At 65.0% G+C, this 15,216-nt stretch carries 14 protein-coding genes; 8 read left to right on the top strand and 6 right to left on the bottom strand.

The genetic code is table 11. The annotated features are described in order from the left end of the window. Window positions 1–46 precede the first annotated feature (46 nt). The 3 genes from panE to Q5Z11_RS19690 form a co-directional block, all read right to left on the bottom strand. Window positions 47–985: a 2-dehydropantoate 2-reductase gene (panE, locus tag Q5Z11_RS19700; protein ID WP_303747958.1), complete on the bottom strand. Its 939-nt coding sequence runs from the start codon at window positions 983–985 to the stop codon at window positions 47–49. A 217-nt stretch (window positions 986–1,202) separates the two neighbouring features. Further along, entirely contained in the window at window positions 1,203–1,997 is a 795-nt protein-coding gene (locus tag Q5Z11_RS19695) for an ABC transporter permease (RefSeq protein WP_303747957.1), read from the bottom strand. Next, entirely contained in the window at window positions 1,994–2,947 is a 954-nt protein-coding gene (locus tag Q5Z11_RS19690; RefSeq protein ID WP_303747956.1) for an ABC transporter ATP-binding protein, read from the bottom strand. Before Q5Z11_RS19690 ends, Q5Z11_RS19695 begins: the two co-directional genes overlap by 4 nt. A 98-nt stretch (window positions 2,948–3,045) precedes the next feature. On the opposite strand from Q5Z11_RS19690, the gene Q5Z11_RS19685 reads away from it, so the two are divergent. From Q5Z11_RS19685 to Q5Z11_RS19660, 6 genes are all read left to right on the top strand, one after another. Continuing rightward, window positions 3,046–3,795, top strand: coding sequence for a ferredoxin--NADP reductase (locus Q5Z11_RS19685; protein WP_282272003.1), 750 nt, complete (start codon window positions 3,046–3,048; stop codon window positions 3,793–3,795). A gap of 353 nt (window positions 3,796–4,148) precedes the next feature. Next, window positions 4,149–4,733 (top strand): hypothetical protein, encoded by a 585-nt coding sequence (locus tag Q5Z11_RS19680; RefSeq protein ID WP_303747955.1) that lies wholly within the window; start codon window positions 4,149–4,151, stop codon window positions 4,731–4,733. Window positions 4,734–4,742: 9 nt separating this feature from the next. After that, entirely contained in the window at window positions 4,743–4,940 is a 198-nt protein-coding gene (locus Q5Z11_RS19675; RefSeq protein ID WP_303747954.1) for a helix-turn-helix transcriptional regulator, read from the top strand. 63 nt (window positions 4,941–5,003) lie between these two features. Continuing rightward, window positions 5,004–6,536 carry an alpha/beta fold hydrolase gene (locus Q5Z11_RS19670; RefSeq protein WP_303747953.1) on the top strand — a complete coding sequence of 511 codons (1,533 nt, stop codon included), beginning with the start codon at window positions 5,004–5,006 and terminating at the stop codon, window positions 6,534–6,536. A 29-nt stretch (window positions 6,537–6,565) separates the two neighbouring features. Then, window positions 6,566–7,321: an ABC transporter ATP-binding protein gene (locus tag Q5Z11_RS19665; protein WP_303747952.1), complete on the top strand. Its 756-nt coding sequence runs from the start codon at window positions 6,566–6,568 to the stop codon at window positions 7,319–7,321. After that, window positions 7,318–8,511, top strand: a complete 1,194-nt coding sequence (locus Q5Z11_RS19660) for an ABC transporter permease (protein ID WP_303747951.1) — start codon at window positions 7,318–7,320, stop codon at window positions 8,509–8,511. The genes Q5Z11_RS19665 and Q5Z11_RS19660 overlap by 4 nt, the downstream gene beginning before the upstream one ends. A gap of 251 nt (window positions 8,512–8,762) precedes the next feature. Here the strand turns inward: Q5Z11_RS19660 and Q5Z11_RS19655 are convergent, their stop codons facing one another. Further along, entirely contained in the window at window positions 8,763–9,761 is a 999-nt protein-coding gene (locus tag Q5Z11_RS19655; RefSeq protein WP_405051628.1) for an energy transducer TonB, read from the bottom strand. Window positions 9,762–9,957: 196 nt separating this feature from the next. Further along, entirely contained in the window at window positions 9,958–10,548 is a 591-nt protein-coding gene (locus Q5Z11_RS19650; RefSeq protein ID WP_303747950.1) for a TIGR00645 family protein, read from the bottom strand. 107 nt (window positions 10,549–10,655) lie between these two features. On the opposite strand from Q5Z11_RS19650, the gene Q5Z11_RS19645 reads away from it, so the two are divergent. After that, window positions 10,656–11,345, top strand: coding sequence for a glutathione binding-like protein (locus Q5Z11_RS19645; RefSeq protein ID WP_303747949.1), 690 nt, complete (start codon window positions 10,656–10,658; stop codon window positions 11,343–11,345). A gap of 60 nt (window positions 11,346–11,405) precedes the next feature. On the opposite strand, the gene Q5Z11_RS19640 is transcribed toward Q5Z11_RS19645, so the two are convergent. After that, complete coding sequence (locus tag Q5Z11_RS19640) at window positions 11,406–12,719, bottom strand: WD40 repeat domain-containing protein (RefSeq protein WP_303747948.1); 1,314 nt, start codon at window positions 12,717–12,719, stop codon at window positions 11,406–11,408. Window positions 12,720–12,821: 102 nt separating this feature from the next. Here Q5Z11_RS19640 and Q5Z11_RS19635 point away from each other — a divergent pair, with 102 nt between their 5' ends. Next, entirely contained in the window at window positions 12,822–15,047 is a 2,226-nt protein-coding gene (locus Q5Z11_RS19635) for a S9 family peptidase (protein WP_303747947.1), read from the top strand. Window positions 15,048–15,216: the final 169 nt, after the last annotated feature.

The raw sequence follows: 15,216 nt of genomic DNA, 5'->3' as shown, positions 1-15,216 counted from the left end.
GTCCGGTGACGGCTGCATGCAGCCGTCTGCCCGGAGCGGCTGCGCATCAGCTGCCGCGCTGCGCCTCATAGGCCTGCAGGTGGCAATACGCGGCCTGCAGCAGCGGTGCGGCCTGGCCGGCGGCAAGTGCATGGCCGAGCATGTCGCCGACGATATGCGCCGATTCCACGCGTTGACCGGCTTCCAGATCGCGCAGCATCGAGGCCTTGGCCGGCGAGCCGGGCTTGGTGATCGCGCCCAGCGCGATTTCCTGCGCCTTCGCAGGAATCGGCTGCCCGGCCTGCGCAGCGACCGCCAGGCATTCGGCATACAAGGCCTGCATGAAGGCGGTGCCGTGGTCGCTGGCAACGATGGTGCCGACGTCGGCGCGCATCAGGCAGGTGCCGGCGGCGAGTGCGGTCAGGAAGGTGTACTTGATCCATTGCTCCTGGGCGATATCGACCGAGGCGACGTGATCGATGCCGGCGCTTTCACAGGCCTTGGCCAGTGCTGCCACGCGTGCGCTGTCGGTCGCGCCGTCGCGTTCGCCGAAGGTGATCTTGGCCGGCTTGTCCAGGTGCAGCACTGCGCCGTCGTCGGCCTTGGTGGCGCTGATGAAACACAGGCCGCCGAGCACGTTTTCGCGGCCGAAGCGCGCATCCAGCGCAGCGTAGTGGCGCAGGCCATTGAGGATCGGCAACACGGTGGTGTTGGTGCCAACCGCGGGTGCGATCGCTTCGATCGAGCTGTCCAGGTCATAGGCCTTGCAGCTGAGGATGACCAGATCGAAGGGCTGTTCCTTCGCCAGCTGCGGCAAGGCGTCGGCAGTGACATGCGCAACCGGGAATGCGGCGTCACCGAGCGGGCTGCGGATCACCAGGCCATCGCGGTCCAGCTGTGCAGCGCGGTTGGCGCGCACCAGGAAGGTGACATCAACGCCGGCCTGCGCCAGCCGACCACCAAAGTAACCACCGGTACCACCGGCACCGAGAATCAGGATGCGCATCGGGTTGGATATCCATCAACAGAGGGGAGTGAAGCCATCATAGGTGTTGCTGTCGCAGGTTTTGTGGGAGCGGCGTAAGCAGCGAAGCTTTGCTCCCTCCCTTTGCCGAAGGCAAGGGGAGGGTTGGGGAGGGGTGCTTTGCGCTGTTGATCTATCGGCTTCGCGGCTTGCGCCGCTCCTACAAAAACAAAAAGAAGGCGCCTTTCGGCGCCTTTCTTCAGCTACGCAGGCCTACGCCCCGGCGCAGCAGCCACAGGGCCAATGCGGTGAGCACGCCAACAAAGCCCAGCATCAAGGCATACGAGACCCACAACGGCACGTCGCTGCTGCCCAGCAGGCCGTAACGGAACGCATTGACCATGTAGAAGATCGGATTGGCGTGGGTCATCGCCTGCGCCCAACCCGGCAACAAGGTCACCGAATAGAACACGCCGCCCAGGTAGGTCAGCGGGGTCAGGATGAAGGTCGGCACGATCGCCACGTCATCGAACTTCTTCGCATAGACGGCATTGATGAAGCCAGCCAGCGAGAAGATGGTCGCGCCCAGCAGCACCGTGGTCAGCGTCACCAGCGGATGCGGGATGCGCACCGGGGTGAAGAACATGGCGATGATCAGCACGATCACGCCCACCATCAGGCCACGCAGCACCGCGCCAGCCACATAGCCCCACAGGATCACCCAGTTCGGCATCGGGCTGACCAGCAGTTCCTCGACATGGCGGCCAAACTTGGCACCGAAGAACGAGGAGCTGATGTTGCCGTAGCTGTTCTGGATCACGCTCATCATCACCAGGCCGGGCACGATGAACTGCATGTAGCTGTAGCCGCCCATCTGCCCGATCTTGGTGCCGATCAGGCCGCCGAAGATCAGGAAATACAGGGTCATGGTGATCGCTGGCGGCACCAGGGTCTGGCCCCAGATGCGCAGGATGCGGTTGACCTCGCGGCGAACGATGGTGCCCAGCGCCACCCAGTTGCGGCTGCTGTCGGTCACGGGAACGGGGGTACTCATGCTGCGGTGTTCTCCAGGTTGCCGGTGAGGCGTACGAACAGCTCCTCCAGGCGGTTGCTCTTGGTACGCATCGAGCGCACGCGGATGCCGGCGGCATTCAGGGCGTCGAAGACACGGTTCAGATCCATCGCACGCGGCATGTCCAGGTCCAGCGTATGCGCGTCGGTGGCGACCAGGGTTGCGCCTTCGATCTGCGGCAGCTGCGCGGGCAGCTCACCGTCGATATCAAACAGGAAGCCTTCCACATCGAGCTTGGCCAGCAGGCCGCGCATCGGGCCCTGCTCGACGATCTGGCCGTGGTTGATGATGGCCAGGTTGCGGCACAGCTGCTCAGCCTCTTCCAGGTAATGCGTGGTGAGGATGATGGTGGTGCCGGCGGCGTTGATCTCCTGCAGCGTCTTCCACATGTCGCGGCGGATCTCGATGTCCACGCCGGCGGTGGGCTCGTCGAGGATCAGCAGGCGCGGCTGGGTCATCATCGCGCGCGCGATCATCAGCCGGCGCTTCATGCCGCCGGACAGGGTGCGGCTCATCATCTGTGCCTTGTTCCACAGATGCGCGCGCTTGAGCTCCTGCTCGGCGCGGGCCTCTGCTTCGGCACGCGGAATCCCGTAGAACCCGGCGTAGTTGACCAGGATGTCGAAGGGCTTCTCGAACAGATTGAAGTTGATTTCCTGTGGCACCAGCCCGATCAGGCGCATGGTCGCGCTGCGGTTGGCCACCAGGTCGCTGCCGAACACCTGTACCTGGCCTTCGCTCAGGTTCACCAGTGAAGAAACGATGCCGATCAGGGTCGACTTGCCGGCACCATTGGGGCCGAGCAGGGCGAAGAAGTCGCCGGGGGCAACTTCCAGCGACACGCCCTTCAGGGCCTGGACGCCGTTGTCATAGGTCTTGCGCAGATCGGTGATGCGCAGCGCTGCTGTGCTGGTAGGGGTACGGGAGTCCAATCTTGGGCCTTCGCGCCGGGTACAGGCGTCGGATAAGTGCAGACCGCTATTATAGGAGGCCCCGTGGTCCATACCCGGTTACACACTGTTCCCCTCCTGTGCCAATCCAATTCCCCCTCAAGCTGGTCGGCAGCCGCATGCTGGCCCCCAGCGTCGGCCACTACCAGTTCGTCCGTGACGACGGCCAGCCGCTGGATTTCCTGCCCGGCCAGTTCATTCAGGTCCATTTCGACTACGCCGACGGCACCGCCACCAAGCGCAGCTATTCCTTGGCCACCATCCATGACCATGCGATGGGCCCGGGTGAGGCGGTGGATATCGCGGTCAGCTTCGTGCCGGGCGGCGCCGCCACGGCGCTGTTCGAGGGCCTGAAGGCGGGCGATCACATCAGCGGCAGCGGTCCGTTTGGCCGTTTCTGCCTGCAACCGGGCGACCACAACGGTCGTTACCTGCTGATCGCCACCGGCACCGGCGTCACCCCGTACCGCTCGATGCTGCCGCAGCTACGCACGGCAATGCTCGAGCGCGGCGTGGAAGTGGTGCTGCTGCAGGGCGCGCGTACACCGGAAGAGCTGCTGTACAGCGACGACTTCTACGCCTTCGCCGCCGCCAATCCGGGCTTCCGCTACCTGCCCTGCCTGTCGCGCGAACTGCCGGAAAACCCGCACGCCGACGTCCGCAAGGGCTATGTGCAGCAGCAGTTGGCCGAGATCGCGCCGGACCCGGCCCGCGATATCGCCTACCTCTGCGGCAACCCGGACATGGTCGATACCTGCGTGGAAGCGCTGAAGGAAGCCGGTCTGCCGATGCCGCAGATCCGCCGCGAGAAGTACGTCAGTAGCAAGTGATGCTTGGCGGCTGGCGTGCCGCCGCCATGTTGTTGATCCGGCCGGTCTGGATGCTGGTTTGACGTTGGCCCATATGCAGGCGCGACCCTTTCGGTCGCGCCTTTTTTCGTCATGGGCGTTGCTTTTCCGCGCCAGGCCGAGGAATTGGCCGTCGCCGAGTGGGGGGGGGGCAATCTGTAAAGCTTGCTTGACAGCCGGGTCTGGCTGGCTGCAGGATGTGTCAAGCGTGCTTTACAGGAGTTGGCCATGCGTCATTGCAGGTTTCTTGTTTGTTTCGCGGCGGCGGACTCCGTTGCCCGCTGGTGTGCTGTTGCACCGTCCGGCTCGCGGCAGCAGCTGCAAGGGGCCGAGCGATGAGCCGCAATCTTTGGACGCTCGGCATGCTGATCGCCGCCGCTGCATTCACCCTGGTCGCATGCGCGCTGCTGCTCTGGCAGCCGATGGGCGCACAGCCGCGGTTCTCCGGCATCCTGTTTGGTATCGCCCTGGGTCTGGCAATCGCGGCACTGCTGCGCCGGCTGATGCCCGATGGCTGCGATGCCGCACCGGCCAAGCTGCGCAAGCGCTATACCCGCGAGGTGATGCTGGCGATGGGCGGCTATGTGGTCCTGCTGGTGCTGTCGATCCTGCTGCTCAAGCGGGTCGAGGACGGCCTGCTGCGCGCCTTGATCGCCTTGCTGCCGGTGCCGCCGATGATGCTGGTGCTGCGGGCGATGATCCGCTACATCCGCGATGCCGATGAGCTGCAGCAGCGCATCGAGCTGGAGGCGGTGAGCTTCGCCACGGCATTCATTTCGCTGGTATACCTGACAGGGGGCTTTCTGCAGTCGGCCAAGGTCATCGATGTGCCGTCCAACGTGGCGATGATCTGGGTGTTTCCCTTGGTGTGCCTGTCGTACGGACTGGCCAAGGGTGTTGTCGCGCGGCGTTACCACTGAGCCGGGGCGATGGATAACCGATTGCGCGAGCTGCGTGAAGCCAAGGGCTGGTCACAAGGCGAGTTGGCCGAGCAGCTGGAGGTCTCCCGGCAGACCATCAATGCGCTGGAGACCGGCAAATACGATCCCAGCCTGCCGCTGGCCTTCCGCATCGCCCGTTTGTATGAAAGCCGGATCGAAGAAATTTTCTTTCCTGATGTCACATAGCTGCCGCGCCCGCGTCTGGATGCAGGTAGACCCGTTTTTCTTCAACCGTGAGGGGCTGTTCCGATGATGTCCCGTAAGACCCAAACCATCCTCGCCTTGGCTGTGATCGCCGGCATCGTCGGTTACCGCCTGGTGCGGTCAACCGATACGCCTGCACCAGACGCCGCCCGGGCTGCTGTTGCAACGGCCAGCGCGGTCAAGCCGCAGACGCTTGGCAGCTTGAACTTCCAACCCTGCAGCCTGAGCTCGGCCGGCAGCCGCGACAGCCTGGAAGCACAGTGCACCACGCTGGAAGTGCCCGAAGACCGGGCAAACCCGCAGGGCCGCAAGATCGCCTTGAACATCGCCTGGGTTGCCCCGGAGAAGGAAAGCGACCTGCAGCCGGATCCGGTGTTCTTCCTCGCCGGTGGCCCGGGTCAGGCCGCGGTTGCCACCTTCCCGCAGGTTGAGCCGGCATTTGCCGAGGTGCGCAAGCACCGCAACGTGATCCTGGTCGACCAGCGCGGCACCGGCAAATCCAACCTGCTGGCCTGCGATACACCGGACGATGCCGACTTCAGCACGGCGTCGATGCAGGCAGCTGCACAGAACTGCGCCACCCAGCTGGGGCAGAAGGCCGACCTGCGCTTCTACACCACCACCGAGGCGGTGGCGGATCTGGATGCGGTGCGCCAGGCTATCGGTGCGAGCCAGATCAACCTGGTTGGTGTCAGCTATGGCACCCGCGTGGCCCAGCAGTACGCCATGCGCCATCCGCAGGCCACGCGCAGCATCGTGCTCGACTCGGTGGTGCCGAACAGCCTGCAGCTGGGCAACATCTTCGCGCGCAACCTTGATGATGCCTTGGCGCTGCAGTTCGCCCAATGCACCAAGACCGCATCGTGCAAGGACACCCTTGGTGATCCACGTGCCGAGCTGGACACGCTGCTGGCCAAGCTGCGCGCGCAGCCGGTGACGGTGCAGTACCGCGACGCCAGCACCGGCGAACAGCAGCAAGGCGAGCTGCGTGCCGAGACCGTTGCCGGCCTGGTGCGCATGTACGCCTACATGCCGGCAGCCGGCGCGTTGCTGCCCAAGCTCATCCACGAAGCCAATGGCGGCCGCTACGACAACCTGATGGCACTGACGCAGATGCTGCAGGGCGAGATGAAGGACGCCATGGCGATGGGCATGCAGTTGTCGGTGGTATGCAGCGAAGACAACGAAAGCATGGTCGCCAACAGCGGCGACGAGAAGACTGTGCTCGGCAACCAGATGGCGGAAGCCATGGCCGCAATGTGTGCCGCCTGGCCGAAGGGCACCGCGCCGGCCGACTTCCACAAACCGCTGGCCGGCAAGGTGCCGGCGCTGGTGCTGGAAGGCGAGTTCGATCCGGTCACGCCACCGCGCTATGGCGAGGAAGTGGTCAAGCACCTGGATAACGCGCGCCTGTTCGTGCTGCGTGGCCAGGGCCACAACGTCATCGGTGCTGGCTGCATGCCCAAGCTGTTCGCGCAGTTCATTGAAAAGACCGACCCGAAGGCGCTCGACGGCGCCTGCCTGGAAAAACTCAACTACGTGCCGCCGTTCACCAGCTTCAATGGCTGGGAACCGTGACATCACCGCATCACTGAGGAATTGCTTACATGATCGTTGCAGAACGACTCCGCAAGACCTTCCCCGGCAGGGGCAAGGACAAGACGCCGGTGATTGCCGTGGATGACGTGGGCTTCACCGCCCACGATGGCCAGATCACCGGTCTGCTCGGCCCCAATGGCGCCGGCAAGACCACTACGCTGCGCATGCTGTACACGCTGATGACGCCGGAAAGCGGCCGCGTGCTGGTCGATGGCGTCGACGCCGCGGTTGACCCCAATGCAGTGCGCCGCAGTCTCGGCGTATTGCCGGATGCGCGTGGCGTGTACAAGCGCCTGACCGCCCGCGAGAACATCGATTACTTCGGCGAACTGCATGGCATGAGTTCGGCCGCCATCGTCGAGCGCACCGCGCGCCTGGCCAAGGCGCTGCAGATGGAGGATTTCCTCGATCGTGCGACCGAAGGCTTCAGCCAGGGCCAGCGCACCAAGACCGCAATCGCCCGCGCGCTGATCCACGATCCGCGCAACGTCATCCTCGATGAGCCGACCAACGGCCTGGACGTGATGACCACCCGTGGCCTGCGTGGCTTCCTCAAGGAGCTGCGCGAGGAAGGCCGCTGCGTGATCTTCTCCAGCCACATCATGCAGGAGGTCGCCGCGCTGTGTGACCGCATCGTGATCATCGCGCAGGGCAGGGTGGTTGCCCAGGGCACGCCGGATGAGCTGCGCGAGCAGGCCCATGAGAGCAACCTGGAAGACGCGTTCGTGAAACTGATCGGCAGCGAGGAGGGCCTGCACGCATGAGCCAGACTGGATATTTCCGCGCCATCTTCACGGTGATGCGCAAGGAGCTGCGCGACTTCGCCCGTGACCGCCGCACCTTCCTGCTGACCTTGCTGACCGCGCCGCTGCTGTACCCGCTGCTGTTCCTGGGCATGAACAAGCTCACCAACCTGCGTGCCGAGACGCAGTTGGAGAAGGACTTGAGCATCCCGGTGGTAGGCATCGCCCGTGCCCCGAACCTGGTTGCCTTCCTGGCCAGCCGCGGCATCAATGCCACCGAGGCACCGGCTGACTACGAAGCACTGATCCGCAGCCAGCGCGAAGACCTGGCCCTGGTGATCGACGAGAACTTCGCTGCCGATTGGCAGGCCGGCAAGCCGGCCAAGGTGGAGATCGTTGCTGATACCACGCGCCGTACCGGCGACGTGCAGATCGCTCGCGTACGCAATGTGCTGACTGCCTACGGGCAATCAGTAGGTGCCTTGCGCCTGCTGGCACGTGGCGTCAATCCGATGGTGGCCGCACCGGTCAACGTTGGCACCCGCGATCTGGCAACGGCCGAGGCCAAGCGCGGCATCTTCCTGTCGGTGGTGTTGCCGCTGGTGCTGATGCTGTTTGCCTTCATCGGCGGCTCGCATCTGGCCATGGACACCACCGCTGGTGAACGTGAGCGGCAGTCGCTGGAGCCCTTGCTGGCCACGCCGGCAGCACGCGGTGCGCTGGTCAGCGGCAAGATGCTGGCGGCGGTGTTGTTGGGTCTGGCGTCGATGCTGCTGATCCTGATCTCGTTCAAGATCAGTGCCAGCATTGGTGGTGGCGCGGCGCGCTCGCTGGACGTGAGCTTCGCGGCGATGGGCAAGCTGCTGGTGATCCTGCTGCCGCTGGTGCTGATCGGCACCGCCCTGCTGACCTGCCTGTCGGCCAGCGCCAAGAGCATGAAGGAAGCACAGAGCCACATGGTCTGGTTGATGTTGCTGCCGATGCTGCCGGGTTATGCCTTGATGGCCTACCCGCTGAAGGACACCCAGCTGTGGCAGTACGCGGTGCCGTTCCTGTCGCAGAACCAGATGCTGGTCAAGGTCACCCGCGGCGAGATGCCTTCGGCCACGCAATGGGCGGTATATCTGGGCGCCTCGGTGTTGCTGGCAGTGCTGCTGTGGGCGGTAGCGGTATGGCGTTATCGCCAGGAGCGCCTGGCGATCTCGGGCTGAGCTCCCCCTGTAGTGCCGAGCCACGCTCGGCATGGGCTTTACCGGCAAGGCTTCTGCCGAGCATGGCTCGGCACTACCAAGAACAACAAAGGCCCGGATCACTCCGGGCCTTTGCTTTTGCCCCAACTGTAGTGCCGAGCCATGCTCGGCAAGGGGCTCTACCGGTAAGGCCTCTGCCGAGCATGGCTCGGCACTACCCAAAACAAAAAAGGCCCGGAGCGATCCGGGCCTTTTTCGCAAGCAAGAACCGCTTACTTGTTCGGCGCAAACGCCAGCGTACGACGCGTGGTGGTCGGGCTGCTGATCGGCTCGAACTTCCAGCGCTTCACCGCATTCAAGGCTTCACGGTCGAAGGTGCGTGCCGGGGTGGCGCGCAATACGCGGGCGTCGGTGACCGAGCCGTCGGTGCCGATGGTCAGCTCCACCAGCACTTCGCCGGAGGTGCCCGAACGCAGCGCATCGGCCGGGTAACGCGGGGCGGGGGTGCTGACGGCACGCAGCGCCGGTGCTGCGGCCGGCTTGGGCGCGGCGGCCTGCTGGGCGGCGGCTTGCGCAGCGCTGCGCTGCTCGGCTTCGCGACGGGCGGCGGCCTGACGCTCGGCTTCCTGGCGCTCGCTGTCCTTGCGCGCGGCTTCCTGCTTGGCCGCCAGCTGCTGGGCAGCGGTGGCTTCGGCGGCCTGCTGCTGGGCCAGGCGCTGCTGTTCGACCTGCTGCTTGGCGCGGGTTTCGGCGTCCTTCTTGGCCTTGTCGGCTTCTTCCACGGTGCGACGTTCGGCCACCTGCATGCTGCCGGTGACGCCCTGCTTCAGGCGCGGCAGTGCCGGTGCGGTCGGGTCCACCTTCTCGACCAGTGCGATCAGGCGCTGGGTCTCGGTGAAATCCTCACGGCTCAAGGCCTGCTCGGCGGCGATCAGGGTGTAGGGCTGCAGGTCGGTCAGCGCGCTCTTGATCGAGGCGTCGTCGGGCAGCTTGTCGCGCAGGGCGAGGTAGTACTCCATGGCGTTGTCGCCGGCCGGCGCATACATGCGGTTCTCGCGCAGGGCGGCGCTGGCCATGTCACGCAGCTGCTGGGTGTCCATGGCCTGGACCTTTTCCGCTACCGCCGGTGCGGCGGGTGCAGCTGCTGCGGGTGCGGCCGGCGCAGCTGCCGGTGCGGCGGGTTCATCCTTGCCGGAACAGGCGACCAGGGTGGTCAACAGAACAGCGGGTACGAGCAGGCGCAGCTTGCCTTTCTTCATGACGTACGACATCAAACATCCCCTTGAATCGACGAACGTGGACTGCGTTGGCCTTGGCGGCGTGAGGCGATGGCATTTCCCGATGCCGTACCCATCAGCAGTGAAGCGCGAATCTAGCATCGACGGCGCGGTAAGCGGGGGCCGATGATGACGCTGAAATGAAAGAGTGACGGGCGTCACATGGTGTGACGCCCGCCCTTGGTGTTGCTCAGTGCCCGTTGGCTGCCGGCTTGGCGTGGCCGTTGGACATCAGCTTGTCGGTCCAGGCGATGCCAATGGCCGACAGGATGAACACGCAGTGGATGATGGTCTGCCACATCACGCCGTCGCTGGTGAACTTGGTGCACAGGTCACCGGAGGCGATCAGGTCCTTGGTGCACAGTGGCAGGCCGACCTGGCTGGATTCGATGAAGGTCTTGAGCAGGTGGATGGAGGAGATGCCGATGATCGCCATCGCCAGCTTCACCTTCAGCACGGAAGCGTTGACGTGGCTCAGCCACTCCGGCTGGTCCGGATGGCCCTGCAGGCGCAGGCGCGAGACGAAGGTCTCGTAGCCGCCGACGATCACCATCACCAGCAGGTTGGAGATCATCACCACGTCGATCAGGCCCAGCACGATCAGCATGATCTGCTGCTCGCTCCAGGTGCTGGCATGGGAGATCAGGTGCCACAGCTCCTTGCCGAACAGGAACACGTAGACGCATTGCGCGATGATCAGCCCCAGATACAGCGGCAGCTGCAGCCAGCGCGAGGCGAAGATCAGGGACGAGAGCGGACTCAGCGGTTTGTGTTCGGACATTGGGAAGGATGGTGCGTTGCGGAAACAGCGCAGGTTACCGGTCGCCCGGAAGGCTGCCAAGCGGCTACCGTAGGAGCCCCTGAGGATGGTTCCGCCGAGGCGTATTCATGATCGACCTTTATTACTGGCCTACTCCCAATGGCCACAAGATCACCTTGTTCCTGGAAGAGGCCGGGCTGGAGTACCGCGTGCACCCGGTCAACATCGGCAAGGGCGACCAGTTCCTGCCGGAATTCCTCGCCATTTCGCCGAACAACAAGATGCCGGCCATCGTCGACCATGCCCCGGCCGACGGCGGCGCGCCGCTAAGTGTGTTCGAGTCCGGCGCCATCCTGCTGTACCTGGCCGAAAAGACCGGCCGCTTCATCCCCGGCGACCTGCGCGGTCGTGCCGCCACGCTGGAATGGCTGTTCTGGCAGATGGGCGGTCTCGGCCCGATGAGTGGGCAGATGGGCCACTTCAACGTCTATGCGCCGGAGCGCATTCCCTACGCGATCGAACGCTATGACAGCGAGGTACGGCGCCTGCACCGGGTGATGGACAAGCGCCTGTCCGAGTCGGCCTACCTGGGTGGCAACGAGTACGGCATCGCTGACATGGCCAGCTACCCGTGGATTGGTGCCTACGCCAAGTTGCCGGTGGACTTCGAGGCCTTCCCGCACCTGCGCCGCTGGCACCAGGCCATCGCCGAGCGCCCGGCTACCCAGCGTGCCTATGCGGTCGGGCCGACGGTCAACCCGCAGGCCGGGCAGCCGCTCAGCGACGAGGAAAAGCGCCTGCTGTTCGGCCAGCGCTGATACGTAGCAGGGGACCGGGCAGCGGCCGCCAAACCGGCGGCACGCTGCGCGGCAGTGGAATCACCACGCCAGCGGCGTGGCTTCCTGCTTCCAGAACAGCCAGCGGCGTATCTCCGGGTGTGCACCCACACCGACCTGCTCCGGAGTGGCGGCGGTCGATGTCAGGTCGAGCAGGTGCACCGTGCCCGAATAGCTGCCCACCGCCAGCAGGCGGCCATCGGCGGAACTGGCCATCGCACTGATGGTGCTGCCGACATGCTGCTTCCATAGCAGGTTGCCGGCTGCATCCACCGCGCGCAGGTAACCATAGGCGTCGCCCAGCACCAGCCCGCCGGCCACGGCTGCGCTGGCGTAGATGCGCCCGCCCGGGTCTACCACCCGCAGTGCCGGATGGTCTTCGTAGAAGTCGGTGTTGATCTGGCCAAAGGCGGCGGTTTCCACTGCGATGGTGGCGCCGTTGTAGAAGTGGCAGGCGTTCAGCGCGACATGCTGGCCATCGGCGAAGAACGCTGCGTGGTGCGGATACTCTCCGTGCGGGCCAATCGTGCACACCGCCTGGCCGTGGCTATCGAAAATCCGGTGGTGGCCATCCTGCTGGCCGCAGGCGATCCACTGGCCATCGGGCGAGACCGCGGCATGGACCATGTCCAGCCGCACCGCATAAGGGTCCTCGTCGGCAGCTTGTTCCTGCAGTTCGTCGGCGGTCGGCAACAGCCGCTGGATGCCGCCGGCGCTGCACAGGAACACGCCATCGGCACGCACCACCACCGCGCGCTGGCCGTCGTTGAAGGGGATCAGCTGCTGGATCACGGCCTGGTCTTCGGCTTCGGCCAAGGCGGCCAGGTTTGCCGGCAAGGCCTCGTCGCCACGTGGCAGCGGAAGTTCGGCGACGGGCCCGGTCCGTGCGTTGTGCATGATGCGGATGTGCCCGTCCGTGGCCAGCGCCACCAGCTGCCGGTCCGGGCTGCTGCCGAACATCACCACGTCGTTCAGCGAGCGGGTTTCCAGCCCCTGCACCATCAGCACCTGGCCCGGCTCGTACCAGGCACCGGTGCGCACCAGCAGGCTGCCGTCGGGCAGCCAGGCCAGCGCGCTGAAGCCCTGGCCATTGGCCTCCAGCAGCGGCTGGGTGGCCTCATGCAGCGGCGGCCACTGCCCGCGCAGCTGCGCCAGTGCCGCCTCGTCGCCGTTGGCATTGGCTGCGCGCAACGCTTCCATCAAGGTCGGCAACAGCGCCGACAGATCGGGTGGATCCTGCGGCTGGCCCATGTTCTTCCAGTTGCAGGCATCACCACGGGCGACGTAATCGTTGAGGTGGCTGGCGTAGGCATGGACGGCGGCCTGCCAGCGCAGGTGTGGAGCGGAATCGGTCATGTGGGTGCGAACGGGATCGTCGAAGCAGGACTTTCGATGGAAGCACAGCAGGCCGTGGTTCGCTAGGATGGCCCGATCCGTGCTGTCCCTGACAGGAATCCCATGCGTCCCTTGTTTCTAGCCCTTGCCATGATCCTCGCCACTCCCGCTGTCCACGCCGAGAAGCTCACCCTCGAAGCCATCACCGGCAACGCGCCGCTGTCCGGCCCCACCTTGATGAAGCCCAAGGTCGCCCCGGATGGTTCGCGGGTCACCTTCCTGCGTGGCAAGGACAGCGACGTCAAGCAGCTGGACCTGTGGGAATACGACATCGCCAGCGGCCAGACCCGGCTGCTGGTGGATTCCAAGGTGGTGCTGCCCGGCACCGAGACCCTGAGCGATGCCGAAAAGGCACGCCGCGAGCGCCAGCGCATCGCCGCCTTCAGCGGCATCGTCGATTACCAGTGGTCGCCGGACGCCAGGACCCTGCTGTTCCCGCTGGGCGGCGAGCTCTATCTCTACGACCTGGGCAAGCAGGGCAGCGCTGCTGTGCGCAAGCTCACCAACGGTGAAGGTTTCAGCACCGACGCCAAACTCTCACCCAAGGGCGGCTTCGTCAGCTTCGTGCGCGAGCGCAACCTGTGGGTGATCGACCTGGCCAGCGGCAAGCAGCTGCAGCTGACCCACGACGGTAGCGCCACCATCGGCAACGGTGTGGCCGAATTCGTCGCCGACGAGGAGATGGACCGCCACACAGGTTACTGGTGGGCGCCAGACGACTCGGCCATTGCCTTCGCCCGCATCGACGAATCGCCGGTGCCGGTGCAGAAGCGCTATGAGATGTATGCCGACCGCGTGGAGATGATCGAACAGCGCTATCCGGCGGCTGGTGATCCGAACGTACTGGTCACCCTGGGTGTGATCGCGCCGCGCGCTGACGCAGCGGTCAACTGGGTGGATCTGGGCAAGCAGAAAGATATCTACCTGACTCGCGTCAACTGGCGCGATGGCCAGCACCTCACCTTCCAGCGCCAGAGCCGCGACCAGCACACGCTGGAGCTGATCGAAGCCAACCTGGCCGACGGCAAGCAGCAGGTACTGGTCACCGAGACCGGCAAGACCTGGGTGCCGCTGCACAACAGCCTGAAGTTCCTCAAGGATGGCCGCTTCCTGTGGTCGTCCGAGCGCAGCGGCTTCCAGCATCTGTATGTGTCCAGCGCTGATGGCCGCAACCAGACCGCGTTGACCTCGGGCAACTGGCCTGTCGATGAACTGCTGGCTGTCGACGAAGAAGCCGGGACTGTCTACTTCCGTGCCGGCGTGGAATCAGCGCTGCGCAGCGAAATCTATTCGGTGCCGCTGGCCGGTGGTACGCCGACCAAACTGTCGAAGGCCGCGGGCATGCACAGCGCCGCGTTCGCCAAGAACGCCAGCGTCTATGTCGACAGCTGGTCCAACCACAACACGCCGCCGCAGATCGAGTTGTTCCGCGCCAATGGCGAAAAGATCGCCACCCTGCTCGACAACAACCTGGCCGACGCCAAGCACCCGTATGCCAGGTACCGCGACGCGCAGCGCCCGGTCGAATACGGCACGCTGACTGCTGCCGATGGCAAGACGCCGCTGAATTACAGCGTCATCAAGCCGGAAGGCTTCGACCCGGCGAAGAAGTATCCGGTTGCCGTCTACGTGTACGGCGGCCCGGCCTCGCAGACCGTGACCGACAGCTGGCCGGGTCGTGGCGATCACCTGTTCAACCAGTACCTGGCCCAGCGCGGCTATGTGGTGTTCTCGCTGGACAACCGTGGCACGCCGCGTCGCGGCCGTGACTTCGGCGGCGCGCTGTACGGCGTGCAGGGCACGGTGGAAGTGGCCGACCAGCTCAAGGGCGTGGAATGGCTGAAGTCGCAGCCATGGGTGGATGGCAGCCGCATCGGCGTGCAGGGCTGGTCCAACGGCGGTTACATGACCTTGATGCTGCTGGCCAAGGCCTCGGACCAGTACCCCTGTGGCGTGGCTGGCGCACCGGTCACCGATTGGGGCCTGTACGACACCCATTACACCGAGCGCTACATGAACCTGCCGGCGGCCAATGTCGATGGCTACCGCGAAGCACGCGTGCTGACCCACATCGCCGGGCTGACCTCGCCGCTGCTGCTGATCCACGGCATGGCCGATGACAACGTGCTGTTCTCCAATTCGACCAGCCTGATGAGCGCGCTGCAGAAGCGTGGCCAGCCGTTCGAGCTGATGACCTATCCGGGTGCCAAGCATGGTTTGTCGGGTGCGGATGCGTTGCACCGTTACCGGGTGGCTGAGAATTTCCTTGGGCGTTGTTTGAAGCCCTGAGGGGCGTTGTTGTTTTGATGAGTGGGTGAGGGGGCTTGCAGGCTTGAAGCCAAAAGCCCCCCTCCCCAACCCTCCCCTTGCCTTCGGCAAAGGGAGGGGGCTGAGCTTAGCTCCCTCCCTTTCGCGTAGCGAAGGGGAGGGCCGGGGAGGGGTGAGCTTTGCTCCTGCT

The organism is Stenotrophomonas sp. 610A2, assembly GCF_030549615.1.
Classification (GTDB): domain Bacteria; phylum Pseudomonadota; class Gammaproteobacteria; order Xanthomonadales; family Xanthomonadaceae; genus Stenotrophomonas; species Stenotrophomonas pigmentata.
The sequence above is the reverse complement of the archived record's forward strand: the minus strand, read 5'-3'. Positions and strand labels throughout refer to the sequence as shown.